Here is a 25,792-nt window from a genome sequence, read left to right as displayed (position 1 = left end):
GAATCAGAACAGGAACGAACCGATGCCCGAACCCGAGCAGATCCGCGCGGCCGTGCACCGCTACCTCGACGCCGTGGCCACCGGGACCGCGGCCGATATCGCCGCCCTCTACGACGAGAACGCCACCCTGGAAGACCCCGTGGGCAGTCCCTCGCACACCGGCCGCGCGGCCATCGAGAAGTTCTACGGAAGCCTCGAATCCGCGCGTCGCAGTACCGAACTGCTCAGCCTGCGGGTGAGCGGCGACAGCGCCGCGTTCGGCTTCCGGGTGGTCACCGAGACCGGGGAGCAGACCATCACCGTCGAACCCATCGACGTCATGACCTTCGACGAGCACGCGCGGATCACGAGTATGCGCGCGTTCTGGTCGGCCGAGGACATCAGCTTCGGCTGAGTTCGACCGCAACGAGAAAAGAGATATCCGTGTCCCCTACCGAACAGCACTGGGATCACGAAGTGGGTTTCCTGGTCGTGGGCAGCGGCGCCGGCGGCCTGACCGGCGCCTTGGCCGCCGCGGACCGGGGCGCGGACACCCTGGTCATCGAGAAGGCCGGCTACTACGGCGGCAGCACAGCGCTGTCCGGCGGCGGGATCTGGGTACCGAACAACCCGGTGCTGCTGCGCGAGGGTCTGGGCGATTCCCGCGCCGACGTGCGCGCCTACCTGGACGCGGTGGTCGGCGACCGGGTGCCCTCGGCCAATCTGGACGCGTTCATCGACCAGGGCCCGGCCATGCTGGACTTCCTGGAGAACAGCGGCCCGCACCTGCGTTTCCAGTGGTGCACCGGATATTCCGACTACCACCCGGAAGCCCCCGGCGGGCGTCCGGCCGGCCGGTCGATCGAACCGCTGCCGGTGGACCTGCGCGCACTCGGCGACGACGAGCCCTACCTGCGCCCGGCCGCGCTCGCCACCCCGCCCGGGTTGTTCATCACTTCCAAAGATTTCGTCCAGCTGAACATGGTGACCCGCACCTGGAAGGCCCGCTGGACCGCGCTGCTCACCGGTTTACGGGCAGTGAAAGCCGTAGTGCTGCGACGGCATATGGACACTCTCGGCCGCGCCCTGATCGCCCGCCTGCGCCTCGCGCTGCGCGACGCCGGGGTCCCGCTGTGGTTGAACACCGCGATGCGGTCACTGATCACCGACGAGACAGGTGCGGTGCTGGGTGTGGTGGCCGAACGCGGCGGCCGGGAGATAAGGATCCGGGCCCGGGCCGGAGTGCTGCTCGCGACCGGCGGTTTCGAATACAACCAGGCGCTGCGCAAACAGCATCTGCCCGCCGGGGCCCGCGACAATTTCAGCGCCGCCTCCGCCGACAACACCGGGGACGGGATCGTGGCCGGGGAACGCGTCGGCGCCGCGGTCGATCTGATGGACGACGCCTGGTGGATGCCCTCGTTCCAGCGGCCCGACGGGATCAACCAGGTCCTGGTGTCGGAACGGTCCATACCCCGGTCGATCATCGTGAACGCCGCCGGCGCCCGGTTCACCAACGAGGCCGCCCCCTACGTCACCTTCGTGCACGCGCAGCTGGCCGGCGGTCACGACCCGGCGTGGCTGGTGTTCGACGGCAGAGCCAAGAACCGCTATCCGATCGGCGGGATCATGCCGGGGCAGAAGTTCCCGGCGGACTGGCTGTCCTCGGGGCTGGTGCGCAGCGCGGAAACCGTCGGCGCACTGGCGGACGCGATCGGCGTGCCCGCCGCCGCCCTGGAGGCGACCGTGCGCCGGTACAACGACGCCGCGCGCTCCGGCCGCGATACCGATCACGGGCGCGGCGAGAGCGCCTACGACAACTACTACGGCGACCCGACGCTCCCGCAGCCCACCCTCGACGTACTCGATCGCGCGCCGTTCTACGCGTTGCGAATCCGTATCGGTGACCTCGGTACCAAGGGTGGTCTGGTGTACAACGAGAACGCGCAGGTCCTGCGCGCCGACGGTTCCGTGATCACCGGCCTGTACGCGACGGGCAACACCTCCGCCGCGGTCATGGGCACCGACTATGCGGGCGCCGGCGCCACCATCGGACCCGCCATGGTGTTCGGCTACATCGCCGCCCGCCACGCCGCGACGAAGGAGTGATCGTGCAGCCCGTACAGTGCGCCAACTGCGGTAACCGAGTGCTGGTGGAGAAGTTCAGCCCCAGCCACACCAGCGTGCAATGGCTGGACGACGCCGAATCCGCCTGCCCCGAATTCGCCCGCCGGGCGGCCCTGGGCGAGCACAGCAAATGGATCCCCACCTGCCCGGCACTGCGCGATTCCATCGAACGGGCCGTCGCCGAAGGCGAACTTTCCACCGACGAACGCCGCCGGGAACCCGTACCGGGCCGCCTCGGCTGACCCGGTGACCCGGCGCCCGCTCACCGGGAATGCCGGGTGAGCGGTCGCCGCGCACCTGGCAGCGTGGTCGACGGAAGTACGCCGAGATGGAGGGTTGACGATGACATCGGTTTCCAGCACCGAGCACGAGTTGCGGGAGATACAGACCGACGCCGGGGTGCTGCGGTATTACGAAGCCGGCTCCGGGACGCCGCTGCTGCTGTTGCACGGTTCCGGCCCCGGGGTCACCGGCTGGCGGAACTTCCGCGGCAATCTCGATTTCTTCGCCGAACGGTTCCGGACACTCATCCTGGAGTTCCCCGGGTTCGGCGTCAGCGACGATTTCGGCGGGCACCCGATGATCACCGCCCTGGACGCGGTGGTCCGCTTCGTCGACGCGCTCGGACTCGACCGGGTCGATATCGTCGGCAACTCGATGGGCGGTGGGGTCGCGCTCAACTACGCGATCGCCCACCCCGACCGGGTCGGCAAGATCGTGACCATCGGCGGTATCGGCAAGAACATCTTCAGCCCCGGTCCGGGAGAGGGCATCCGGCTGCTCCAGGACTTCACCGAGAACCCCACCCGGGAACGGCTGATCGCCTGGCTGCATTCGATGGTGTACGACCCGGCCCTGGTCACCGAGGAGATGATCGAGGAACGTTGGGCCCAGGCCACCGATCCGGCCACCCTGGACAGCGCCCGCCGGATGTACAGCCGGGCCGCGTTCACCGCGATGGTGCGTGCCATGGACGCCGCGGATACTCCGCCGCCGTGGGCGCTGCTGCACAAGGTGAAAGCACCGACCCTGGTGACCTGGGGCCGTGACGACCGGGTGAGCCCCCTGGATATGGCCCTGCTGCCGATGCGCACCATCCCGCGCGCCGAATTGCATGTTTTCCCGGATTGCGGCCACTGGGCGATGATCGAGCAGAAGGCGGCCTTCGAATCCACGGTCATGGCCTTCCTGACCCGTAAGGACTGAGGCGCCGGGGGTGTCTGCGGCGAACGGAATCCGGCGGTGGAGACACGGCCGGGCGCCGGGCCGTCGGTGATCGCGTCGGTACGCGGCATCTCTTTCTCCGAGGTCAGGCGCCTGCTGCGCCCTTCGGTGAGTCGGCCGGGCCCGTTCAACGGTAGTCAGCGCATCATGCGCATACGGTTCCACTACCGTCGAGCATGTGAGCGATACCCAGTGGAAGATCCTCGGTGAGCGCTTGGTCGACGAGAACCGGCACATCAGGCTGTCGACAGCCGACATTCGTTTGCCCGATGGGGTGGAGTTCACCCAGTACGTCGCACGGATGCCGCGGTGTGCGATGACGCTGGTACTCAACGACAACCGCGAGGTACTGCTGATGTACCGCCACCGGTGGATCATCAACCAGTGGGTGTGGGAGTTGCCCGGCGGGTATGTCGATCACGCCGAAGACGTCGCCAACGCGGCAGCCCGCGAGGTCGAAGAAGAGACCGGGTGGCGTCCGCGCACAATGCAGCACCTCGTGACCTATCAACCCGCAGTCGGCACCCTCGATCATCCCCAGGAGATCTATTTCGCCCGCGGCGCCGACCTCACCGACACCCGACCGGATATCAACGAGGCCGAAACGATCGGGTGGGTACCGCTCGACGAAGCAGTGCAGATGATCGACCGTGGCGAGATCGTTGGCGCGGCGACCGTAGTGGGCGTGTACAGGGCACTCACACTGTCCTAGCGGTGGCCACCCGTCGGCGGAACTCCTCGACTGCCGGTATCTCGCGGTGCGGGGCGAGCCGCGCTCGAACGTCTCGAAGATAGGCATGTGTTCTGCGGGACTCCACCGCTCCGGCGAGTTCGAGCGCTTGTGTACCGATCCGGACCGCCTCGTGCGGATCCTCGGAAACCAGGGTCGATGCGAGTAAGCACAGGTTGAACACTTTTCCCCGCTGGTACCCGTCGCTCATGTCGAGTGATCGCCGCGCCAGCACCGCCGCACGATCGTTCTCACCGAGATCGCGGAAGCACTGTCCGGCCTTGGCCGACATGTACGCCGAGTCGAGGTAGGCCAGCCACGTAGGACGGCTGGAACCGCCGCGGTCGAAAGCACCCTCGGCCGCGTTCAACGAACTCCCACAGGACCGAGCGTCGGAACGGGCGGCGTGCCCGTGGGCTTCCACCATGTGACACCCTGCTTCCAACACGGGCAGCCCGGCCGTACGGGCTGCGATCTGCGCCGCCCGTGCGAGATCGACCGCATCGCCAGGGCGGCCGACATAGGTGGCCTGGTGACTCATCGCCGCAAGGATCTCCGCGCCCAACGCCGGGTCTCCGGCGGCGCGCGCCATCCGGAGGGACTGGATCAGATACCGCTGCGCGAGACCGTGTTCCTCGAGATCGTAGGCGGCCCAGCCCGCCAGCTTCGTCAGCTCGGCCGTCACAGTGAACAAGCGGCGGCCGACATCTTCGGTATAGCTACCGCGCAGCAGCGGAGCGACCGACGTGTGCAGGTAATGCACGACCGTTGAGCGAACTTTGCCTCCCCCGACCTGGTTGTCGAGGTCGCGGAACGCGATGGTCATGGTCCGCAGGGCATCGATATCAGCCACTCCGACACGGCGCAGGCCGGTCGATGAGACCGGATGCTCGCGACCTGGCAGAGTCAGCCAGCGCATGCTCGCAACCGGATAGACCGCGACCGCGTATGCCGCCCCCTCCAAGAACCGGCGACGCTCCACATCACTCCTCCACAACGCGGTTACCGAGGCGGTCGCCTCCGTGAGGCTCAACGCGAACTCCAGTCCCAGGTCCGCCGAATCTCCCTCGGCCATACCGCATTCGCGCGCCGTGACGCGACGACCACATAGTTCGGTGAAGACCTCCGCAATCAAGTTCGGCGCGGGTGGGGTCGGTTGCTCACCGACCAGCCATCGGCCTACCGAAGTGTGGTCATAGCGGAGTTCGACACCGATACCCAAGCCCCGCTCAATGACGCGGCGTGCCAGACCTTTACGGCTCACCCGGGCTTCGTCGAGCAACTCCGCCAACTGATGATTCGGCTGCTTGGGGTGACGTTCCATCACCGGAGTGTGGCACGGCTACTGCGCCGATGACGACGGTCGGCTCCCTCTGCACACCTCCCCTGCACACATCTGCCCGGCCCGCACGCCTTATTCGCCGATGCATTGTGCGATGAGCTGGAGCATCGAACCGACCTCTCAACACCAGGTGGCGTATATGTTCATTTCCGAGGCCCCTCGGTCTCTGCACACCCGTCAGGTGCAAATACTGGGCATCCTGCTCCGTGGCTCACAGTTGACTGTCGAGCAACTCGCCTCTGCGACTGGCATACGAGTGCATACCGTCCGCCGCGCCGTCCACACACTCGAGGCCGCCGGACTTCTGGTCGGCGGCGTCGGCCTGCGTCGCACGGCGTGGCAAACGACGCCGCTTGCCCATCGCTGGGCGCGGAAACCTCGCGGTGGAACAGCGCTGGGCATTCCTGCCGACGAAGCGGCGTCATGAACCATTCGATCGCGCTCGGCTGGATCGACTACGACATCAGTTACGCACCCGGACGGGAACGCGACCGAATACGCCATCTCGCCGAGCGACTCGGATACCACCTTGTATGGCCCAGTGAACGGTCGGTGCTACGTGTGGTCGATCAGGTGCGCAATGCCGGGGCTGATCTGGTGATTCTGCCGACACCCGAACACCTCGGCCCACTCGAACTCAACGCGGTGATGGACGTGGCCGATGTAGAAACCGTGGTCCCGCGCCTCAGCTTCGCCCGCTGGGCGTACGTGCAGGTGGCGCCGTGAACGCTGTGGTCGTGGCTGGTTTCGTGATCACGATCGGGCTACCTCTGCTGGTAATCGCGGCGACGATCTGGTGGCCCTGACTGACGGGCGCGCGGACAGGCGGTGCGCCGACCGGCTATCGCTGGGTGCTGCCCGCGTCGACCGGCAGTGTCACCGCGGTGATGTAGCGGGCCTCCTCCGACGCCAGGAACAGCGACGCGTTCGCGATATCGACCGGCTCCACCCACGGGATCGGCAGCATATTCATGGTCAGCGCGGCCTCCGCGAATTCCTCGCGGGTCGGGTTCTCCCGATCTGGGCGGAACGAGCGGCGGACCATATCGTTCTGGATCATCGGGGTGTCCACATTGGTCGGGTGTACCGAGTTCACCCGGATCCCGTGCGGCGCCAACTCCTGCGCGAGCGAGCGCATCAGTCCGACCACACCGTGTTTGGCCGCCGTGTAGTGGGCCACACCGACGAGCCCGACCAGCCCGGCGATCGAACTGGTCAGGATCATCGATCCACCGCCGCGGGCGATGAGATGCGGGGCGGTGGCCTTGCAGGTCTGCCAGACACCGGTCAGGTTGACGTCCAGCATCGTCCGCCACTGCTCCTCGGTCAGCTGCAGACCGGGTGCGCTGGAGGTGATGCCGGCCGTCGCGCACACCACGTCCAGGCCGCCGAGTTCGTCCACCGCCCGGTCGGCGGCCGCCCGCAGCGCCGCGCCGTCGCGGACATCGGCGGTGGCGGCCACAACCCGCGCCCCGGTCTTCTCGACAGCCCGCACGGTCTGCTCGAGGTCTTCCGGTGTCGCCGGGGGGATGATCACCGTCTCCACCGGACCGCACAGATCCAGCGCGACGATATCGGCGCCCTCCTCCGCCAGCCGCACCGCCTGGGCCCGCCCGATACCCCGTGCCGCGCCGGTGACCAGCGCTACTTTGCCCGAAACCCGTCCCATGTCACACCTTCTGAGTAAGTCCGGCGTCCACGACGAGCTGGGTGCCGGTGATGTACCGGGACTCGTCGGACGCGAGGAACAACACCGCGTTGCTGATATCCACCGGCTCCACCCAGGGCACCGGCAGGATCGTCCGTTCCGCCAGAACGCGCGCCGCGTCGTCGCGGGTCGGATTCGGTTGCCCGGGCAGTACTTTCGCGTAGACGTCGTCGTTCAGGATCATCGGGGTCGCCACCGAACCCGGATGCACGGTGTTCACCCGGATGCCCTGTGCGCCCAGCTCGTTGGCCAGCGTCCGCGCCAGACCCACCACCGCGTGTTTGCTCGCCGAGTAGTGCGCGGCGCCGGCGCCGCCCTTGATGCCGTTCGTCGACCCGACGATCACGATCGAAGCGCCCGCGTCCAGATGGGCGGCCCCCGCCCGGATGGTGTGCCAGACGCCGGTGAGATTGATATCGAGGGCACGCTGCCAGGCATCGTCGGCCAGTTCCCAGGACGGCGCCAGATCCGCGTACACCCCGGCATTGGCGACGATCACATCCAGCCGGCCGAGCTGGGTCACCCCGGTATTGACGGCTTCCTCGACCGCCAGCGGATCACGGACATCGGCGAAACCGGTGACGCACCGGCGACCGAGGCCCTCCACCTCCTCGGCCACCGCGACCAGGTCGGCCGTATTCTCCGCGAGATCGAGCGCGATGATATCGGCGCCCTCCTCGGCCAGCCGGCGGCAATGGGCGCGGCCCATTCCGCCCGCTGCCCCGGTCACCACCGCTACCCGGTTCTGTAGGCGCTTCATCGGGCGCCTCCGGCACATTCCGCATCCATGCGGGCGACGCTAGGTCCGCCGAATGCTCCGCGCCCGCGTTTCTCCCGGTCACCGGGCCGTGACCGAGGCAGCTCCCGCTGGGCGGGAACGGCGTCGCCCGGTATATCCGGCATCCACTATCGGGTCCGGAGCGGTGTGCCGCCCGTCTGGTCGTGGTGCGCGAGCTCCGCGCCGCCGGTCGGGATTACCGGCCTGGGGGGCCGGGGCCGATTTCAGGGTACGACGACCGCCCGGCCGCGCAGTGTCCCGGCGGCGAGCCGGCGATACGCCTCGGGTGCCTCGTCGAGGCGGAACCGTTCGGTCGCGATATCCAGGACTCCGGCGTGCGCGAGATCGATCAGTTCGATCAGTTCGGCCCGGGCACCCCAATACGGTGAGGTCGCGGTCGTTTCGTACGGGCTGACCCCGAAACCGATCCGCGCGGCCGACTTTCCGTCGCCGATACCGACGATGGTCACATCGGAATCCACCCCGGCCACCGCCATGGCGGTATCGATGGTCGGCTGGAAGCCCACGAAATCCAGGACCAGGCTCGCCCCGGCCGGGCCGGTGATCTTGCGGACGTTCTCGGCGGCCCGTTCATCGGAGAGCACGGCCTCGTGCGCACCCACCGACCTGGCGAATTCGAGTTTCTCGTCGTTCACGTCGAGGGCGATGATGCGTGTGGAGGACAGATACCGCAGCAGCTGGATGGCCACGTGGCCGAGCCCGCCACTACCGATCACCACAGTCCACGAGCCGGGGCGGATCTTGTCCAGCGACCGTTTGATCGCGTGATAGGGGGTCAGGCCGGCATCGGTGAGCGGTACGGTCGCCACCGGGTCGAGATCGCCGATCGGCACCAGATGACGGGGTGAATCGACGATCAGGTATTCGGCGATGGCGCCCGGTGAGCCGAGTCCCGGCGGCATGATGCCCAGTTCGGCGGCCCGGGAACAGTAATTCTCCATACCCTGGGCGCAGAACCAGCAGTTTCCGCAGCCCCAGGGGCCGTAGACCACGACATTCGTGCCGATATCGATACCGCGCACGCCTTCCCCCAGCGCGGTGACCTGCCCGGCGCCCTCGTGGCCCAGGGTCAGGGGCAGTTCGATACCGAACTGTTCCGGCGGGTTGTTCATGACGAAATCGTCGGAATGACAGACCCCCGCCGCGGTCACCCGCAGCAGTACCTCGCCGGGGCCCGGCTCGGGGGTCGGGATTTCGCGGACCTCCGGTTCTGCCCCGACGGTCACGTATTGCAGTGCCTTCATGCGCCTGTCCTCTCTGAGCCGAGCGACTGGGTGCGTACTGGTGGAGCGGTGAGCGAACGTGCGGATACAGCAACTGCGACCAGGCTAGCCGGGGCGCACGGAACCGGGGGCATTCGCGCCTCCGGCCGGGCCGGTCGAGCTGCTCGCCGTCCTCCGCACTGCCCCGAGCGAGGCGGTGGAGTCGGCGTCGGCGCGGGGTCCGTCGGCTACCGGGTCGAGTCCGCACCCCGCCACGACACCGCGATCGCGGCGATCAGGGCGGTGAGCAGGATCAGCGCCAGGAAGACCTGCCCGTGCACGCCGAGGACGAAAACAGTCCGATCGGCGAACTCGGGGTCATAGGTCGCGGCATCGGGGAACAGCAGCGCACCGGCCATCCCGAGCCACGGGGTGGCCACGACTGCTGCCGCGCACAGCGTGCGGCCGCGCGTGTCGCGGCCCGGGCGCAGGGTGAGCGTCAGGCCGATGATGCCGAGGAGCACCGTCATCACCATGTATTGGGCGTCGTGGAATTTCGCGTGTGGCGGCCAATTCGGATTGAAGGCGTGCTGTGCGGCCAGGTCGGGGATGATCAGGTCGGCGAGTACGGCGCCGACCATCGTGATCGTCGCTACGACGGCGACCACGAGGCGAGGCAATGACATCGATCGGACCTTTCGTCCTCGGGAGCGAGTCGGGTGAATCAGAGCGTCCAGGAATAGGCGGGCGTGATCGAACGGCCGAACAGTGCGCTGGGCAGGAGCGGGAGCGCGGTGTCGCGTAGCGCGGTCGCCAGTGCCGAGTTCCAGTGCGCGGGCGCGCCGACCCGGCGGGAGAGCCGGGCGATCATCTGGGTGCGAGGCCTGCGCAGGCGGTCGTATTCCGCCAACCCCGCGGCGATGCCGTGGGTATCCACGGCCGTGGCGAGCGTGACGGCGTCCTCGAGTGCTTGGCAGGCGCCCTGGCCGAGGTTCGGGGCCATGGCGTGTGCCGCGTCCCCGAGGATCGCGACCTTCCCGCGGATGTAGGTACGCAGATTCGGTAGCTCGTAGGTGTCGTGCTGCAGGACGGCATCCGGGTGTGCGGCATCGAGTAGTGCCGGGACGGGGTCGGGCCAGTGGGCGAACCGCTCGCGCAGCCGGTCCGGCCCGATACGTGATCCGGCCGGGGCGTTGGCCATCAGATAGCAGTAGATACGGCCGTCCGGCAGGGGGACGTAGCCGACTCGTTCGCCCCTGCCCCATATCTCGACGCTGCCATCGACAGCGTGGGGCGCGGTGAGCAGGCGCCAGGTGGTGTATCCCACGTAGCGTGGGCCGGCGGCCCGCGGCCAGAGCGCGCACCGGGTCACGCTGTGCACGCCGTCGGCGCCGATCACGAGATCCGCGGTGGCGGTGCAGCTGTCGTGGTGGACTGTGCCATCGGGTAGCACCTGCCGCACGGTGGTTCCCGGTCGCAAGGCCTGTGCGGGAAGGGCTCCGCGCAGAATCTCCACCAGGGCGGCCCGGTGCACGATCGCCCACGGGCCGAAGCGCCGTTCGAGTTCTTCGGTGTCATTGCGGATCAACCAGGCACCGTCGGCGCGGCGAATACCTCGCGGCGGTCCGGCCGCTCCGCCGGTGCGCAGGGGGTCGCCGAGGCCGAGCGTGTCCAGGGCGCGCAGCCCGTTGGGTTGAATCGACAGTCCCGCCCCGACTTCGGTGATCTCCGGCGCGCGTTCGAGCACCTCGACCTGCCAGCCACGCCGATGGAACGCCACCGCGGCCGCCAGCCCGCCGATACCGCCGCCCACGACGAGCGCCTTCATTTCCGGCCCCCGCGATCGCAGGCCGACCCGGGACCGCCCCGCGTCCTCGCGGATCTGGATCGGCGCCACCACACCGCCGTCGTGACCAGCGCACCCACCGGAAGCACCCACCACCAACGCTCCATGCCAACTCCTAGAGTCTCTAGTTTATTTAGAGGTATTAAGACAACATAGATACTCTAGGGTGTCAACGAGTCCGGTGAACCAGCAGAAGGGTGACGATGTCGGCACAGACGGGCGGCAGGCGCGAGCGGCTACGCAACGCCACTTTGAAGGAGATCCACGAGGCAGTACGCACACTGCTGGTCGAGCAGGGGCCGTCCGCGGTGACCGTCAACGCGGTAGCTCGTGCGGTCGGAATGAGCGGGCCGGCCCTCTATCACTACTACGCCGGCCACGAGGCCCTGGTCGGTGCGGTCACCGCGGACTTCTTCGACGAACTCGCCATCGCCATGGAAGCGGCCCGCGACGCGCGTACGGACGCACCGGTCGGCGAGCGCATACTCGCGGTCTGCCGTGCCATGCGCACCTGGGCCATCTCGCATCCGGCCGAATTCGGCTGGATCTTCGCCGCCCCGATCACCCCGTCGAACCGGCGACCGGATTCCGAACGTCATCGGGCCGGACAGCGGTTCGAACGGGTGCTGCTGGACCTGACGATCGAACTCTGGCAGACGCGCCCGTTCCCGGTACCCGACCCGGCAGAGCTGCCCGAGTCCTTACGCGAGCAGCTGATCGCCTACTCGGCCACAATCGGCGAACAGCTGCCGCCCGAGGCCGCGCACGTCTTCCTGTCCTGCTGGATCCGGCTGTACGGCCTGTTGTGTATGGAAGTCCTGCACCAGCTCGACTTCGCCTACTCCGACCTCGAACCGGTCTACGAAGAATGCCTCCGCGACCTCACCGGCATCCTCGGCCTGGCATCCGCCGACCAGCCGGCCCCCTGAGCATCTCCATCCCGGTATTCGACCTCGGGAGTTGCCCCGGGCGATGATCGATCCCGGAAGCCCTGCCGATAACCCCGGCGGGCCGCCGTCGACCGACACGGACCAGGTTTGCCACATGCCGGGCACGGTGGCGGTGGCGTCCTCTCCCCGTCCAGAAATCCCCGGGAACCGGGTGCGTTCGTTCGCCGATATAGCGAACGCTTCGGGGCGGGACCGCTCAGCGCCGGTCCGGTGGGCGGATCCCGGAGTACCAGTCGAGCAGGGCCGGGTCGTCGACGGCGCTGCGCTCCACCACGCGGGCCGGGTCGGCGCCCTGGAGCAGGCGTTTGATGGGGACCTCGAGTTTCTTGCCGGTCCGGGTGTGCGGGACCGCCGGGGCGAGCAGGATCTCGTCGGGGACGTGGCGCGGCGATACCTCGGTGCGGATCACCTCGTTGATGCGGCCGCGCAGTTCGTCGGTGAGTTCGGCGCCGGGAGCCAGGACCACGAACAGCGGCATCCAGTAACCGCCGTCGGCTTGTTCGGCGCCGATGACCAGGGCCTCGGCCACCTCGGGAAGACGCTCCACCGCCTGGTAGATATCGGCGCTGCCCATCCGGATACCGTGCCGGTTGAGGGTGGAATCGGAGCGGCCGTGCACGACCACACTGCCGCGGCCGGTGAGGGTGATCCAGTCACCGTGCCGCCATACGCCGGGATATGCGTCGAAATAGGCGTCGTGATAGCGGGCGCCGTCGGGGTCGCGCCAGAAACGGATCGGCATGGACGGCATGGGGGCGGTGATCACCAGCTCGCCCACCTCGCCGCGCACCGACTGCCCGACCTCGTCGTAGGCGTCGAGAGCGACACCCAGATAGGGCGCCGAGAGTTCACCCGGCCAGACCGGTACGGTGGGCGCCCCGCCGGCGAACGCCGAGACGACATCGGTGCCGCCGCTGATCGAGGCCACCGGGATGTTTCCGGCGTTGTCGCGCAGCCACAGCGCCGAGGCCGGCGGCAGGGACGAACCGGTGATGCCGATCAGCCGCAGCGCGGACAGATCGTGCTCGGCCCGTGGTACCGCGCCCGCCTTCATGCAGCCCAGCACGTACCCGGGGCTGGTCCCCAGCACGGTGGTACGGGTGCGAGCGGTGATCTCCCACAGCGTATCCGGCCGGGGATGGGCCGGGCTGCCGTCGTAGCAGACGATGGTCGCTCCGGCCAGCAACCCGGCGACCTGGAAGTTCCACATCATCCAGCTCGGGCTGGTGTACCAGAAGAAGGTGTCCGCGGGGCCGATATCCGATTGCAGGGCAACCGCTTTGAGATGCTCGAGCAGCACCCCGCCGTGACCGTGCACGATGCCCTTGGGCAGCCCGGTGGTACCGGAGGAGAACACGATCCACAGCGGATGCGCGAAATCGACGGCTTCGGTTTCCGGAAGAGGTTCGCCGCCGGCCGGATCGGCCGCGGCCGACCACGGTGTGCTGTCCGGAATCCCGACACCCAGCCGCGACACCACCACGGTGGCGCGCACGGTATCCAGACCGGCCCGCAGCGCGGCGATATCCGCGCTCTTGTCATGGGTCTTCCCGCCGTAGCGGTACCCGTCCGCGGTCACCAGGACCACGGGCTCCAACTGGCCCAGCCGATCCAGCGCCGCCTTGGCCGAATAATCCTGCCCGCAGGCGCTCCACACCGCCCCCACGGCCGCGGTACCCAGGAACGCCACCACCGTTTCGGTGATATTCGGCAGATAGCCGACCACCCGATCGCCGGGCCGGACCCCGAGCCCGCGCAGGGTCCGGGCGAACGCGGCCACTCCGGCCAGCAATTCCGCCCACGACGTCGCCACCACGTCCGCGCCGTCCTCGGTGACCTGCAGGATCGCCGGCCGGTCGGTCCGCGCCTGCGCGACCACCCGATCCACGTAGTTCAGGGTCGTCCCGGGAAACCAGCGTGTGCCGGGCATCTCCGGACAGGGCAGTACCTCACCGGCGACGGTCCCGAGTTCGAAGTACTCCCATACCGCCAGCCAGAAATCGGCGAGATTGTCCACCGACCAGCGCCAGAGCGCATGGTAGTCGGGCAGTTCCGCACCGGAACGCGCGGCGACGAAGCGGGCGAAATCGGTGACCCGGGCATCGGCGATATCTTGTTCGGTCGGTACCCACTGAGGTTCCACCGGCAAAGGACCCTTCTGTGTTGATGGCGGCGCCTCCGGCGCCGCGGGTCGAGGCCCGCCCCCGATTCTTCCCTCCTGCGCTCAGTCGCTGCGCTCCTTCGCTCCGTCGGTCCAGAATCGGGGGCGGGCCTCGACCGCGGAGGTGGACCGTCCGAGGTAGGCGGAAGGTGCGGGCTGTCGTGCGGCTGGACCGGCCTGGGGAGGCTCATGTCACTGTAAGTGCTCAATGGCCACCGGTCTCTGGACTGTCGACCGCACATCTCATTCTGGGCTGCGTTGGAGGAGTTGTTCGGCGTGACGGAGTAGGGGGGCGTCCACCATTTTGCCTTCATAGGCGAAGACGCCGCGGTGGTTCGGGGCCGCGGCCAATACGCCGCGGGCCCAGTCCAGTTCTTCGGGTGACGGGGCGTAGGCGGCGCGGATGACCGGGAGCTGGGTGGGATGGATGGCGACCTTGATATCGAAGCCCACCGCCACCGCGTCCTCCGCCTCGGCCCGCAGGCCGTCCAGATCGCGAATGTTCAGGTACACCATGTCCAGCGCCAGGCGCCGGTGGGCCTTGGCGGCCAGTAGGCCGGTGCTGCGCAACTGCCGTGCCACATCGCGATAGCTGCCGTCGGGGCGGCGGGTTCCGGTGCCACCCATGGCGGCGACCAGGTCTTCCACGCCGCACATCACGCCGCGGGTATTGGGCGCGGCGGCGATCTCCTGGATCGCCAGCGCGCCCGGCGGGGATTCGATCAGGGCGAAGACCTGGTAGTCGCCGAGACCGGTGACCTGCTGGGCGGTTTCGGTTTTCGGCAGCATGACCAGCCGGTATGCGGTGCGTCGCAGAGCTTCCAGATCGAGGTCGTGGTCGGGGGTGCCGGCCGGGTTCACCCGCACCACGGTGGTCGCCGGGTCGAGCGGGGTCGCTACGAGCGCGGTGCGGGCGGCGGGTTTGTCGGCCGGCGCCACACCGTCCTCCAGATCCAGGATCACCACATCGGCGGCGTCGGCGGCTTTGCGGTAGCGCTCGGGGCGGTCCGCGGGGCAGAACAGCCAGGCGGGGCCCGTGGATCGCCAGGTGTCCGCGCTGTACTGGTCGGTCACTGCAGGTACCCCCTCGAGGTGTTCGCGCCGCCGCTCACGGCCGCTCTTCCGACGGCCGCAACCGGATCAGCGCGTTGCGGACGGCGACCCCGACCACGGTGCCGTGCTGATTGCGGGCGACGTGGCGGAAGGTGACCACGCCCTGACCCGGACGGCTCTTCGATTCTCGCTTGTCGAGTACGACTGTCTCGGTGTACACGGTGTCGCCGTGGAACAGCGGCGCCGGGAACTTGACCTCCTCGAAGCCGAGGTTGGCGACCGTGGTGCCCTGGGTCAGATGCGCCACCGCCTGCCCGATCATGGTTCCCAGCGTGAACAGTGAGTTCACCAGCCGCTCGTGGAACGGCTCCTGGGCATCGCTGAAGGCCTTGTCGATGTGCAGGCCCTGGGTGTTCATCGTGAGGGTGCTGAACAGGACATTGTCGGTCTCGGTCATGGTGCGGCCGGGGCGGTGCTCGTACAGCACGCCGGTCTCCAGCTCCTCGAACCACAGACCGGTCTGCACCACCCGTTTCAGGCCGGAGACGTCGTGATCGACGTCCTTGGTGATCTTTTCGCCGCTCACAGGCCGAGCTCCCGTCCGATCAGCATGAGTTGGACTTCCGTGGTGCCCTCGCCGATTTCGAGGATCTTGCTGTCCCGGTAGTGCCGGGCCACCGGGTATTCGTTCATGAATCCGTAGCCGCCGAAGATCTGGGTGGCGTCGCGCGCGTTGTCCATCGCGGCCTCGCTGGCCACCAGTTTGGCGATGGAAGCCTGCTTCTTGAACGGTTTCCCGGCCAGCATGAGCGCGGCGGCGTCGTAGTAGGCGGTGCGCGCGGTATGGGCGCGCGCCTCCATCCGGGCGATCTTGAACGCGATCGCCTGGTTGCTGCCGATCGTCTTCCCGAACGCTTCGCGCTCTCCGGCGTAGCGGACACATTCGTCCACACATCCCTGGGCCGCCCCGACCGACAGCGCGGCGATGGCGATCCGGCCCTCATCGAGGATGCGCAGGAAGTTGGCGTAGCCGCGACCGCGTTCGCCGAGCAGGTTCTCCTTGGGCACCCGGACATCGTCGAAGGTGAGCGGGTGGGTGTCCGAGGCGTTCCAGCCGACCTTGTTGTAGGCGGGTTCGGCGGTGAACCCGGGAGTATCGGTGGGGACCAGGATGGTGGAGATCTCCTTCCTGTCCCCGGTCTGCCCGGTCACCGCCGTCACCGTCACCAGGGCGGTGATATCGGTGCCGGAGTTGGTGATGAACTGTTTGCTGCCATTGATAACCCAGCTGTCACCGTCTTCGACGGCGGTGGTGCGGGTGCCGCCGGCGTCGCTGCCCGCGCCCGGCTCGGTGAGCCCGAACGCGCCGAGATTCCGACCGCTCGCCAAGCGCGGCAGCCACTCCTGTTTCTGTTTCTCGTCACCGAAGCGGTAGATCGGCATGGCGCCCAGCGAGACCCCGGCCTCGAGGGTGATGGCCACGCTCTGGTCGACCTTGCCGAGTTCCTCGAGGGCCAGACAGAGGGCGAAATAGTCGCCGCCCATCCCGCCGTATTCCTCCGGGAACGGTAGGCCGAACAAGCCCATCTTCGCCATTCCGGCGACGACTTCGTACGGGAAACTGTGCTCGGCATCGTGTTTCGCCGCCACGGGGGCGACGACCTGGTTCGCGAAATCCCGGACGGTCAGCGCCAGGTCGCGGTAGTGCTCGGGCAGCGTGCCGGTGGACAGGAAATCGGTCACCAGTGCCTCTTCTCGTTCTCGGGGTGGGCCGGCCGGATCAACTCGGGGTGGGTTCGGCGGCGGTTCCGGCCGGTTCGCCGGCCTCGGGCACGGGGTCCGGATGGACCCGCGCGAGCACTTCGTCCAACCGCACCGGCGCGCCCGCCGCGACGAGTATCTCGACGGTGCCGGCCAGCGGCGCGGTCAGCGAATGCTCCATTTTCATGGCTTCGACCACCAGGATCGGGTCACCGGCGGCCACCGGCTTACCGGTTTCGGCTGTCACGGTGAGTACCGTTCCCGGCATGGGGCTGCGGATCTCGGCGTCGTGCGCGGCGGCATCGCCGGCGCGCACCGATTCTTCGGCGAGTTCCCGCAGCAGGGCCGGTCCGGACGCTCCGGCGACCCAGATCGCCGCCTCGGATTCGGCCACCCGGTAGTCGCGGCGTATCCCGTCGAGGGTGAGGGTCACCGTGTGGACCACGGTGCCGGCGGGCAGGCCGACGGCACCGTCCCGGCCGAGCGCGGCAGCGGCCTTCGCGGGTTCGCCGTCTTCGATCCGTACCTCGGCGGCTTCCGGGGTACCGGTGAGGTCGACGTGCACTACCCGGTCGCCGCCCGCCAGCCGGATCCGGATCGGCGCCGATGCCCCGAGCCGCCAGCCGTCGGGACGATCCCACGGATCCGCCGGGCCGGTCGGCCAGCGGCGCAGCCAGCGATACACGGCCGCGGCGGTGAAGATATCGTCGGTGACCGGCGGCGCGCGGAAGTCACCGGCCCGCCGGTCCAGAAGCGCGGTGTCCAGCCGGCCCGCGGTGACATCCGGGTCGGCCAGCAGGAACCGCAGGAAGTCGATATTCGACCGGACTCCGAGCAACACCGTCTCGGCGAGTGCGCGGTCCAGCGTGGCCAGGGCCGACTCCCGGTCGTGACCGTGCGCGACGACCTTGGCGAGCATCGGGTCGTAGTCGCTGCCCACCACCGTGCCGACCGCGAGCCCGGAATCCACCCGGACCCCCGGGCCGCCGGGTTCCACCAGGTCCAGCACGGTGCCCCCGGTGGGCAGGAAATCGCGGGCCGGATCCTCGGCGTACACCCGGGCCTCGACGGCGTGACCGTGCAACCGGATATCGTCCTGTTGCAGCCGGATCCGCTGCCCCGCCGCGATCCGCACCTGGCATTCCACCAGGTCGAAGCCGGTGATCAGCTCGGTGACCGGATGCTCCACCTGCAGGCGGGTGTTCATCTCCATGAAGAAGAACTCGTCGGGCCGGTCGGCGGAGACGATGAACTCCACCGTGCCCGCGCCCACATAGTCGACGCTGCGCGCGGTGGCGCAGGCGGCGGCGCCGATCCGGGCCCGGGTGGTCGGGTCCAGCAGCGGTGAAGGTGCTTCCTCGATCACCTTCTGGTGCCGGCGTTGCAGGCTGCATTCGCGTTCGCCGAGATGCAGCACGGTGCCGTGGGTGTCGGCCAGAATCTGTACCTCGATATGGCGGGGCCGGGTGACGAACCGTTCCAGGAACAGGGTGTCGTCGCTGAAGGCCGCGGTGGCCTCGCGCCGGGCGCTGACCAGCGCGGCGGGCAGTGCGGCGGGTTCGTCGACGCGCCGCATACCCTTGCCGCCGCCGCCCGCGGACGGTTTGACCAGCACCGGAAACCCGATATCGGCGGCGGCCGCGACGAGTTGCTCGTCGGTGAGGCCGGGTTCGGCGATCCCGGGAACCACCGGGACGCCGGAGGCGGCGACCGTGGTCTTCGCGGTGATCTTGTCGCCCATGATCTCGATCGCGGCGGCGGGCGGGCCCAGGAAGACGATGCCGGCGGCCTGCAGCGCGGCGGCGAAACCCGCGTTCTCGGAAAGGAATCCGTAGCCGGGATGGACCGCGCCGGCGCCGGTGCGACGGGCGGCGTCCACAACGGCGGGAATGTTGAGATAGCTGTCCCGTGCCGCCGCCGGTCCGAGCCGGACGGCTGTATCGGCTTCACGCACGTGCCGGGCACCGGTGTCGGCGTCGCTGTAGACCGCGACCGAGCGCAGGCCCATGGCCCGCAGTGTCCGGATGACGCGTACCGCGATCTCGCCGCGGTTGGCCACCAGCACCGTGTCGAAGGGCAGGGGATGATTCGAGTTCAGCATGGTGCTCACATCCGGAAGACGCCGTAGGAGACCGGTTCCAGCGGCGCCTGCGCGCACACCGAGAGCGCGAGCCCGAGGACGGTGCGGGTATCGGCGGGATCGATGACGCCGTCGTCCCAGAGCCGGGCCGTCGAATAATAGGGATTGCCCTGTTCTTCGTACTGGCGGCGGATCGGTTCCTTGAACGCCTCCTGGTCGGCTTCGCTCCACGGCTGCCCGTTGCCGTCGAGCTGGTCACCGCGCACCGTGGCCAGCACCGACGCCGCCTGCTCCCCACCCATCACCGAGATCCGGGCATTGGGCCACATCCACAGGAACCGCGGTGAGTAGGCCCGCCCGCACATCGAGTAGTTCCCGGCACCGTAGGAGCCGCCGATCACGACGGTCAGTTTGGGGACCCGCGCGCACGCCACGGCGGTGACCATCTTCGCGCCGTGTTTGGCGATACCCCCGGCCTCGTAGTCGCGGCCGACCATGAAACCGGTGATGTTCTGCAGGAACAGCAGCGGGATCTCGCGTTTGTCGCAGAGTTCGATGAAATGGGCGCCCTTCATGGCGGATTCGCTGAACAGCACGCCGTTGTTGGCCACGATGCCCACCGGATGGCCGTGGATATGGGCGAAACCGGTGACCAGGGTGGTGCCGTACTCCGCCTTGAACTCGTGGAATCCGGCGGCGCCGGATTCGTCGGCGTCGACGAGGCGGGCGATCACCTCGCGGACGTCGTAGGGGGTGCGCAGGTCCGCGGGCACGATGTCGTAGAGCTCGTCGGCGGGGGCGGCGGGTTCGCGGGCGGGCCGTACCTCCCAGACCGGGGCCGGGCGCGGACCCAGTGTCGCCACGATGCGGCGGACCGTGCGCAGGGCGTCGCGGTCGTCGTCGGCCAAGTGATCGGTGACCCCGGAAGTCCTGGAATGGAGGGCGCCGCCGCCGAGTTCCTCCGCGGTCACCACTTCACCGGTGGCCGCCTTCACCAGCGGTGGGCCGCCGAGGAAGATCGTGCCCTGGTCGCGCACGATCACCGCTTCGTCGCTCATGGCCGGCACATAGGCCCCGCCCGCGGTGCACGACCCCATGACCGCCGCGATCTGGGCGATCCCGCGGGCGCTCATGGTGGCCTGGTTGTAGAAGATGCGGCCGAAATGTTCGCGGTCGGGGAACACTTCGTCCTGTTCGGGCAGGTAGGCGCCGCCGGAATCCACCAGGTACACACACGGCAGGTTGTTGTGCAGCGCCACTTCCTGGGCACGCAGATGCTTCTTCACCGTGATCGGGTAGTAGGTGCCGCCCTTGACCGTGGCGTCGTTGGCGATGATCACGCATTCCCGGCCGGAGACCCGCCCGATCCCGGTGATGATGCCCGCGCCGGGGCAGGCGCCGCCGTACATCCCGTCGGCGGCCAGTGGGGACAGCTCCAGGAACGGGCTACCGGGATCCAGGAGCTGGTCCACCCGGTCACGGGGCAGGAGTTTGCCGCGGGAGATATGGCGCTGCCGGGCCTTCTCCGGGCCGCCGCGGGCGGTCTCGGCGAGGCGCCGGCGTAACTGATCGGCCAGGGCGAGGTTCGCGGTCCGGTTGGCGGAGCCGGACCGGGTGGCGGGCGCTGGGCTCGCGGTGCGGGTCATCGCGTCATCCTGCCGTCCGAGTTAATCGCTGATAACTGGAATTGAGGTTAATCTTGACTAACCGAGTTGTCCAGAGCTGGTGAAAGGAGTGCCGGTGACCAGTGCCGATTCTGCCACCCCGACCCGGCGCGAACTGCTGAAACAGCAGCGGCGCGGTCAGTTGCTCGCCGCCGGTGCGCGGCTCATCGCCGAACGCGGATACCTCGGGATGCGCCTGGACGATCTGGGCGCCGCGGTCGGGATCAGCGGTCCGGCGGTGTACCGGCACTTCCCCAACAAGGAGGCGCTGCTGGTCGAACTGCTGGTGGGGATCAGCCGCCGGTTGCTGGACGGCGGCAGCGCCGTCGCCGCCGACGCCGACGGACCCAGGCAGGCGCTGGCCGGGCTGGTGGAATTCCACCTCGACTTCGCACTCGGTGAACCCGAACTCATCCGGATCCAGGACCGCGACCTCGACAATGTGCCGCTACCCGCCCGCCGCGAGATCCGGCGCACCCAGCGCCGCTATCTGGAGGTGTGGGTGGGGGTGCTGTGCGAGATGACGCCCGGCCTCACCGAGGAGACCGCCCGGGTACAGGCCCACGCGGTCTTCGGCCTGCTCAACTCCACCCCGCATAGCGCCGGCCCGGCCCGGGACCGCAGCCGCGCCGTATTGCGTTCGATGGCCCTCGCCGCACTCGTCGGGCCTTCGCCGGACTGGGGCGGCGCGGGTCCGTGGTAATCGCGGGCGGCCCGGCCGTAGATTCGGCGCTGTTCGCCCCGCCGGGATCGGCCTCGGTGAGACTTACGTCGGACGGTTCCGTGGCGCCGGTGACCCGGGCGTGACCATCCGCAGACCGTCGAAGAATCCGGCGATCTGATCGCGGGTGCGGAACCAGCCGGACCCGAGCGCTTCCAGATACCGGGCCTGGCACGCCACTGCATACTCGTGCAGGTGGTCGGTGCGACCAGAGGGGTCAGAAATCCAGTTCGGACCAGGGGATAGTGATCGGGAACGGGTGGTTGATCGTAATAGACCCCGTATCGGTCGGCGACCAAGCGCCCGCCAAGATGTAGTTGGCACGATGCAGCACGGTGATGCCGGGTTCGGGAGGACGCACGTCGGGTACGAGGGTGTAGGCGTGGATATGAGCGATTTCGCTGCGCTGGGTCGCCAAGGTCACCTCCCAATACCAAGGGATTCCGGCTTTCGCGTAGCGGGCCTTCTTCGATTCCATGTCGGCATCCGAGTTCGACGGTGACAGCACTTCGCCCACCAGCACGACCCGATCGGAGCGCACATACCGGTACGGCTCACTCATGCACCGATAGACCATGAAATCCGGGGTGACGAAGTCCGACATGCCGGTCCGGCCGAAGAACACATTGGTCTCGGTGCTCACCCGCCAGCATTGCTCGGGGTCTGCCGACATCGCCGTACGCGCACATCGCCGTAGCCCGCTCCAGAGTAGGTTGGTGAACTCTTGGTGCTCATGGGGGCCGCGTCGCAACCACACCACTCGCCCGTTCCAGAGTTCGATGCGTTCGGCGATCTCCTCGGGTAGGGTCTCGAGCTCCTCCCAGGTCATGTACTCCGGGAGTTCGGGGCGCTGTACATCCGGCCGCGACATGGTGCCATGGTAGCCCAGGCATGCCTTTGGCCTGCGGGTTTGCTGAGACATGGGCTTGACGCGGCCCGTGGGATGCCTGCACCGGTCATGACCGCAATGTGTCAGGGGTCGATGGAACGCAGAACCTGCTCGGCACACCCCGAGAGGGCGCTGCCCGGGCGGACTTCGCTGGATACGGGTGGCGCCGCACTGCCTCGGTGCGGCGGGAGTTGACCTTGACGCAGGGTCAACCCCGCAGCATGGGCGGCATGGTTGCGAGAATCGATCACTGCACTGTCCGCCACGGCGATGTCACCCTCGCGATGTCCCGGGGCGGACGAGGACGACCGCTGGTCCTGTGTCCCGGGCTCCTCACGACCCAGGCCGACCTGGACGAGCTGGCCGAGTTGCTGCGGCGCGATCACGACGTGGTGACCTTCGATCTACGCGGCCACGGCCTCTCCTCGGTCGCTGCCCGATACTCCTTCGAGGCGTTTCTGGGCGATTTCTCCGCGGTGATGGCGGAGGTGGGACGTCTCGGACTGCCCGCGCAGCCCGTTCTCGTGGGCCACTCGCTGGGTGCGGATCTGGTCCTGCACTATGCCTGCGCGCATCCCGGCGCCGCAGCCGGGATAGTTCTCGTCGATGGAGCGAACCCGGTGCCCGAACCATTTGTCACCGAAGCCGACCTGCCGGAGTTCCGGGCGATGTTCGACGACTTCGCGGCATGGGCCAGGAGCCTGGAGGGCACCCCGCATCAGGTGATGCTCACCGCCGAGGAGGCGCTCGCCCTGAACATCGAGGTGGATGAGGTGCGGTCGGCGATCATCGATCGGTATCGGCAGATCGACGCCCCGATCAGCATGATCATGTCGACTTCGATGGCCGGCGCCGGCGGTGCGGGGCGCGCACCGTGGCGCAATCGGAACTGGCAAGCCGGTATCGAGCGCTTGGTCCGCGAGCGGCCCCACATTTCCGTATCGTGGCTGGATGCCGGTCACGGGCTGGTCGCCACCCACGCCGAGGAGATCGTCGGGATCATCCGGGGCACAGATGGCCGGCCGAACGGGTAACTCTCCACGGGCCGGGGAGGCCGGTTCGATGTTCACTATCGGCGAGGTCGCCACGTACGCCGGGGTGACGGTACGGGCGGTGCGGCACTACCACGCGAAAGGACTGCTGCCGGAGCCGGAGCGCGACCACTCCGGTTATCGGAGGTACGACGCCGCCGCTGTGGTCGAGCTGATCCGGATCCGGACGCTCGCCGAGGCCGGGGTCCCGCTGGCGCGCGTGCGGGAGCTCTTGGAGGCCGACGCCGCGGACTTCGCGGCGGCGGTCGCGGAAATCGACGAACGATTGCAGGCCGAGATCCGGCAGCGGCAACGGCTGCGCGACCGGGTCGCCCGCCTGGCCGCCGGCGAGAATCTTGCCCTGCCCGCGCAGTTGGTCGGGTTTCTGGACCGGTTGCGGGCTCTCGGAGTGGACGAGCGGATCGTGCAGGTCGAACGGGACGGCTGGATTCCGCTGGTCGCGCGTTCGTCGGAGCGGGCGTCGGATCGGATCACCCGCAAATGGGAACAGATCGCCGACTCCCGGCTCGTCGACTTCTATCTCACGCTGGGCGAGGCATTGGACCGGCCCGACGACCAGCGGCTCGCCCGATTGGCCGACAAGATGGCCGCGTACATCACGCAGATAGCCGATGCGCAGGGAGAGGACTATCTCAACGACCCCGAGCTCGAGCCACCGTTGGTCGACCTGCTGGACACACTGGCATTCGACACCTGGCCGCCGGCCCGGCGGCTGACCGAACTACTGGCGGAGCGGGGCTGGAGCGGCTGGACCGAGCTCCGGCGCACAGCCACGCCACCGGGCACCGAAGGCGCGGCCCGCACCGATAGCCGATAGCCCCGGTTGGAACCGCACACGGTCGAGCCGGGTTCAGTGCCGGGAGCTCAGCGCACGATCGCGGGCGGCGTCGGCCCGGTCGATATCGGCCAGGTCGAATCCTTTGGTTTCGCGAGCGACCAGCACCGCGACCGCGGTGACAGCGGCCGCCGCCGCGAGATACAGCGCGATCGGTACCGGCGAATCGAAGACCTCGAGCAGTTTCACGGCGATCACCGGAGCCAGCGAACCGGCGACGATCGAGGTCACCTGATAGCCCAGTGACACTCCGGAGTACCGCATCCGGGTCGGGAACATCTCCGCCATGACGGCGGGTTGCGGGGCATACATACCGGCGTGTGCGATCAGCCCGAGCATGATCGCCGCCGTGATGATCCAGCCGTTGCCGGTGTCCATCATGGGGAAGGCGAAGAAACCCCAGGCGCCGGCCGCGACGGTTCCGGCCAGGTAGACCGGCCGCCGCCCGATCCGGTCGGCCAGGGCGCCGGCCAGCGGAATCGCCGCGAAGTGCACCGCGTGTGCGGCGAGCAGCCACCACAGGATGTCGTCGGTGGCCAGCCCCTCGCGCACCTTCAGATAGGTGATGGTGAACGTGACGACCAGGTAGTACATGATGTTCTCGCCGAAACGCAGGCCCATCGCGGTGAACACACCCCGCGGGTACCGCTTCAGTACTTCGACGGCGCTGAACGACGAGGACCGCACCCGCTCGGCCTCGTGCTGCGCGGCGGTGAAGATCGGGGCGTCGCTCACCTTGGTGCGCACGTAATAGCCGATCAGTACGACCACCGCCGACAACCAGAACGCGATCCGCCAGCCCCACGAGAGAAAGGCGTCGTCGGACAGGGTCGCGGTGAGGGCCAGCAGCACCAGGGTGGCCAGCAGATTTCCGCCCGGCACGCCCGCCTGCGGCCAGCTCGCCCAGAAACCGCGGCTCCGGTCCGGGCTGTGCTCGGCGACCAGCAGCACCGCACCGCCCCATTCCCCGCCGACCGCGAAACCCTGCAGGAACCGCAGCACTACCAGCAGCACCGGCGCCGCGTAACCGATCTGGCCGTAGGTCGGCAGACATCCCATCAGGAAGGTCGCCGCACCCACCAGGATCAGGCTGAACTGCAGCAGGCGTTTGCGGCCGTAGCGGTCGCCGAAATGGCCGAATACGATGCCGCCGAGCGGGCGGGCGGCGAAACCGACGGCATAAGTGAGGAAGGCCTTGAGGATGGCGTCGAGTTCGCTGTCGGACTCCGGGAAGAAGATCTTGCTGAACACCAGCGTCGCGGCCGTGCCGTAGAGGAAGAACTCGTACCACTCGACCACGGTCCCCGCCATGGAGGCGGCGACCACCCGGCGCAACGCGGACCGATCCGGCGGCGAGGTTTCGTCGGCTTTCCCGGACCTGTCCACCACACTCATCGCCGACTCCTCACACGCTCGGCCCCGGCGACGGGGCCACACGGAGTATTACCCGGAGACGGTCACGGTATCGGCGGTTTCGCGGGGTTGCTTCGAGGACCGCCCGGTGGCCAGGGCTCTGCGCTGCCCGCCCGGCTCCGCGCTGCCCGGCCCGACGGTCCTGCGTGGGCAGCGGAGTATTTCGGCGGCGAGGCGGAATCGCGCGTCCACACCCGGCTTGCTTCCGCGGGCTCGCCCGACGGGCCGACCCGGGCCGGCGGTGGCCCGCCCGGCG

Annotated in this window: 26 protein-coding genes; 11 read left to right on the top strand and 15 right to left on the bottom strand. The window is 68.5% G+C overall.

Going from position 1 to position 25,792, the window contains the following annotated elements; translation table 11 throughout:
- Positions 1–22: 22 nt before the first annotated feature.
- From ON38_RS22015 to ON38_RS21995, 5 genes are all read left to right on the top strand, one after another.
- Positions 23–394 (top strand): nuclear transport factor 2 family protein, encoded by a 372-nt coding sequence (locus ON38_RS22015; RefSeq protein WP_039826873.1) that lies wholly within the window; start codon positions 23–25, stop codon positions 392–394.
- 29 nt (positions 395–423) lie between these two features.
- Entirely contained in the window at positions 424–2,088 is a 1,665-nt protein-coding gene (locus ON38_RS22010; protein WP_085995469.1) for an FAD-binding protein, read from the top strand.
- A 2-nt stretch (positions 2,089–2,090) separates the two neighbouring features.
- Positions 2,091–2,348 carry a hypothetical protein gene (locus ON38_RS22005; protein ID WP_039826871.1) on the top strand — a complete coding sequence of 86 codons (258 nt, stop codon included), beginning with the start codon at positions 2,091–2,093 and terminating at the stop codon, positions 2,346–2,348.
- A gap of 100 nt (positions 2,349–2,448) precedes the next feature.
- A complete protein-coding gene (locus tag ON38_RS22000) occupies positions 2,449–3,312 on the top strand; it encodes an alpha/beta fold hydrolase (protein WP_039826821.1) in 864 nt (287 codons plus the stop codon).
- Between the two features lie 196 nt (positions 3,313–3,508).
- Complete coding sequence (locus tag ON38_RS21995) at positions 3,509–4,042, top strand: NUDIX hydrolase (RefSeq protein ID WP_039826820.1); 534 nt, start codon at positions 3,509–3,511, stop codon at positions 4,040–4,042.
- Here ON38_RS21995 and ON38_RS21990 read toward each other — a convergent pair.
- On the bottom strand, positions 4,029–5,384 hold the full coding sequence (locus tag ON38_RS21990) for an NsdA family TPR-like regulatory protein (RefSeq protein ID WP_039826819.1): 1,356 nt from the start codon (positions 5,382–5,384) through the stop codon (positions 4,029–4,031). The genes ON38_RS21995 and ON38_RS21990 overlap by 14 nt on opposite strands.
- 100 nt (positions 5,385–5,484) lie before the next feature.
- On the opposite strand from ON38_RS21990, the gene ON38_RS38230 reads away from it, so the two are divergent.
- Positions 5,485–5,829 carry a MarR family transcriptional regulator gene (locus ON38_RS38230; protein ID WP_083873005.1) on the top strand — a complete coding sequence of 115 codons (345 nt, stop codon included), beginning with the start codon at positions 5,485–5,487 and terminating at the stop codon, positions 5,827–5,829.
- The gene (locus ON38_RS21985) at positions 5,826–6,128 is read left to right on the top strand and encodes a hypothetical protein (protein WP_039826818.1); all 303 of its coding nucleotides are present in this window, start codon (positions 5,826–5,828) and stop codon (positions 6,126–6,128) included. The genes ON38_RS38230 and ON38_RS21985 overlap by 4 nt, the downstream gene beginning before the upstream one ends.
- A gap of 115 nt (positions 6,129–6,243) precedes the next feature.
- Here ON38_RS21985 and ON38_RS21980 read toward each other — a convergent pair whose 3' ends face one another.
- The 5 genes from ON38_RS21980 to ON38_RS21960 form a co-directional block, all read right to left on the bottom strand.
- Positions 6,244–7,071, bottom strand: coding sequence for a mycofactocin-coupled SDR family oxidoreductase (locus tag ON38_RS21980; protein ID WP_039826817.1), 828 nt, complete (start codon positions 7,069–7,071; stop codon positions 6,244–6,246).
- A gap of 1 nt (position 7,072) precedes the next feature.
- Positions 7,073–7,870, bottom strand: a complete 798-nt coding sequence (locus tag ON38_RS21975) for a mycofactocin-coupled SDR family oxidoreductase (protein WP_039826816.1) — start codon at positions 7,868–7,870, stop codon at positions 7,073–7,075.
- Positions 7,871–8,112: 242 nt separating this feature from the next.
- On the bottom strand, positions 8,113–9,153 hold the full coding sequence (locus tag ON38_RS21970) for an NAD(P)-dependent alcohol dehydrogenase (protein WP_039826815.1): 1,041 nt from the start codon (positions 9,151–9,153) through the stop codon (positions 8,113–8,115).
- 206 nt (positions 9,154–9,359) lie between these two features.
- Positions 9,360–9,797, bottom strand: a complete 438-nt coding sequence (locus ON38_RS21965; protein ID WP_039826814.1) for a DUF6640 family protein — start codon at positions 9,795–9,797, stop codon at positions 9,360–9,362.
- Positions 9,798–9,835: 38 nt separating this feature from the next.
- Positions 9,836–11,050, bottom strand: a complete 1,215-nt coding sequence (locus ON38_RS21960; RefSeq protein ID WP_245564153.1) for an FAD-dependent monooxygenase — start codon at positions 11,048–11,050, stop codon at positions 9,836–9,838.
- Positions 11,051–11,160: 110 nt separating this feature from the next.
- Here ON38_RS21960 and ON38_RS21955 point away from each other — a divergent pair, with 110 nt between their 5' ends.
- Complete coding sequence (locus ON38_RS21955) at positions 11,161–11,886, top strand: TetR/AcrR family transcriptional regulator (protein ID WP_039826813.1); 726 nt, start codon at positions 11,161–11,163, stop codon at positions 11,884–11,886.
- A 217-nt stretch (positions 11,887–12,103) separates the two neighbouring features.
- Here ON38_RS21955 and ON38_RS21950 read toward each other — a convergent pair whose 3' ends face one another.
- The 6 genes from ON38_RS21950 to ON38_RS21925 all read right to left on the bottom strand — a co-directional run bounded on the left by ON38_RS21950 (position 12,104) and on the right by ON38_RS21925 (position 20,608).
- A complete protein-coding gene (locus ON38_RS21950; RefSeq protein ID WP_039826812.1) occupies positions 12,104–14,050 on the bottom strand; it encodes an acetoacetate--CoA ligase in 1,947 nt (648 codons plus the stop codon).
- Between the two features lie 261 nt (positions 14,051–14,311).
- Positions 14,312–15,142: an HpcH/HpaI aldolase/citrate lyase family protein gene (locus ON38_RS21945; RefSeq protein WP_039826811.1), complete on the bottom strand. Its 831-nt coding sequence runs from the start codon at positions 15,140–15,142 to the stop codon at positions 14,312–14,314.
- Between the two features lie 34 nt (positions 15,143–15,176).
- Positions 15,177–15,707 carry a MaoC family dehydratase gene (locus ON38_RS21940; protein ID WP_063131111.1) on the bottom strand — a complete coding sequence of 177 codons (531 nt, stop codon included), beginning with the start codon at positions 15,705–15,707 and terminating at the stop codon, positions 15,177–15,179.
- Entirely contained in the window at positions 15,704–16,864 is a 1,161-nt protein-coding gene (locus tag ON38_RS21935) for an acyl-CoA dehydrogenase family protein (RefSeq protein WP_039826810.1), read from the bottom strand. Before ON38_RS21935 ends, ON38_RS21940 begins: the two co-directional genes overlap by 4 nt.
- Before the next feature lie 37 nt (positions 16,865–16,901).
- Positions 16,902–18,983 (bottom strand): acetyl/propionyl/methylcrotonyl-CoA carboxylase subunit alpha, encoded by a 2,082-nt coding sequence (locus tag ON38_RS21930; RefSeq protein ID WP_039826868.1) that lies wholly within the window; start codon positions 18,981–18,983, stop codon positions 16,902–16,904.
- 5 nt (positions 18,984–18,988) lie between these two features.
- A complete protein-coding gene (locus ON38_RS21925) occupies positions 18,989–20,608 on the bottom strand; it encodes a carboxyl transferase domain-containing protein (protein ID WP_039826809.1) in 1,620 nt (539 codons plus the stop codon).
- Positions 20,609–20,702: 94 nt separating this feature from the next.
- Here ON38_RS21925 and ON38_RS21920 point away from each other — a divergent pair, with 94 nt between their 5' ends.
- On the top strand, positions 20,703–21,329 hold the full coding sequence (locus ON38_RS21920; protein ID WP_039826867.1) for an SACE_7040 family transcriptional regulator: 627 nt from the start codon (positions 20,703–20,705) through the stop codon (positions 21,327–21,329).
- 235 nt (positions 21,330–21,564) lie between these two features.
- Here ON38_RS21920 and ON38_RS21915 read toward each other — a convergent pair whose 3' ends face one another.
- Entirely contained in the window at positions 21,565–22,218 is a 654-nt protein-coding gene (locus ON38_RS21915) for a Uma2 family endonuclease (RefSeq protein WP_051165055.1), read from the bottom strand.
- Between the two features lie 248 nt (positions 22,219–22,466).
- On the opposite strand from ON38_RS21915, the gene ON38_RS21910 reads away from it, so the two are divergent.
- A complete protein-coding gene (locus ON38_RS21910; RefSeq protein ID WP_039826865.1) occupies positions 22,467–23,270 on the top strand; it encodes an alpha/beta fold hydrolase in 804 nt (267 codons plus the stop codon).
- 28 nt (positions 23,271–23,298) lie between these two features.
- Entirely contained in the window at positions 23,299–24,105 is an 807-nt protein-coding gene (locus ON38_RS21905) for a MerR family transcriptional regulator (RefSeq protein WP_039826808.1), read from the top strand.
- A 33-nt stretch (positions 24,106–24,138) separates the two neighbouring features.
- Here ON38_RS21905 and ON38_RS21900 read toward each other — a convergent pair whose 3' ends face one another.
- Entirely contained in the window at positions 24,139–25,518 is a 1,380-nt protein-coding gene (locus ON38_RS21900) for an MFS transporter (RefSeq protein ID WP_039826807.1), read from the bottom strand.
- Positions 25,519–25,566: 48 nt separating this feature from the next.
- Positions 25,567–25,792: hypothetical protein (locus ON38_RS37095; RefSeq protein ID WP_039826806.1), on the bottom strand; the 226-nt coding region annotated here is incomplete at its 5' end.

Source organism: Nocardia testacea NBRC 100365 (genome assembly GCF_000308775.1).
Taxonomy (GTDB): domain Bacteria; phylum Actinomycetota; class Actinomycetes; order Mycobacteriales; family Mycobacteriaceae; genus Nocardia; species Nocardia testacea.
Note: the sequence above shows the minus strand (reverse complement) of the source record. Positions and strands in the feature narration are given on the sequence as shown.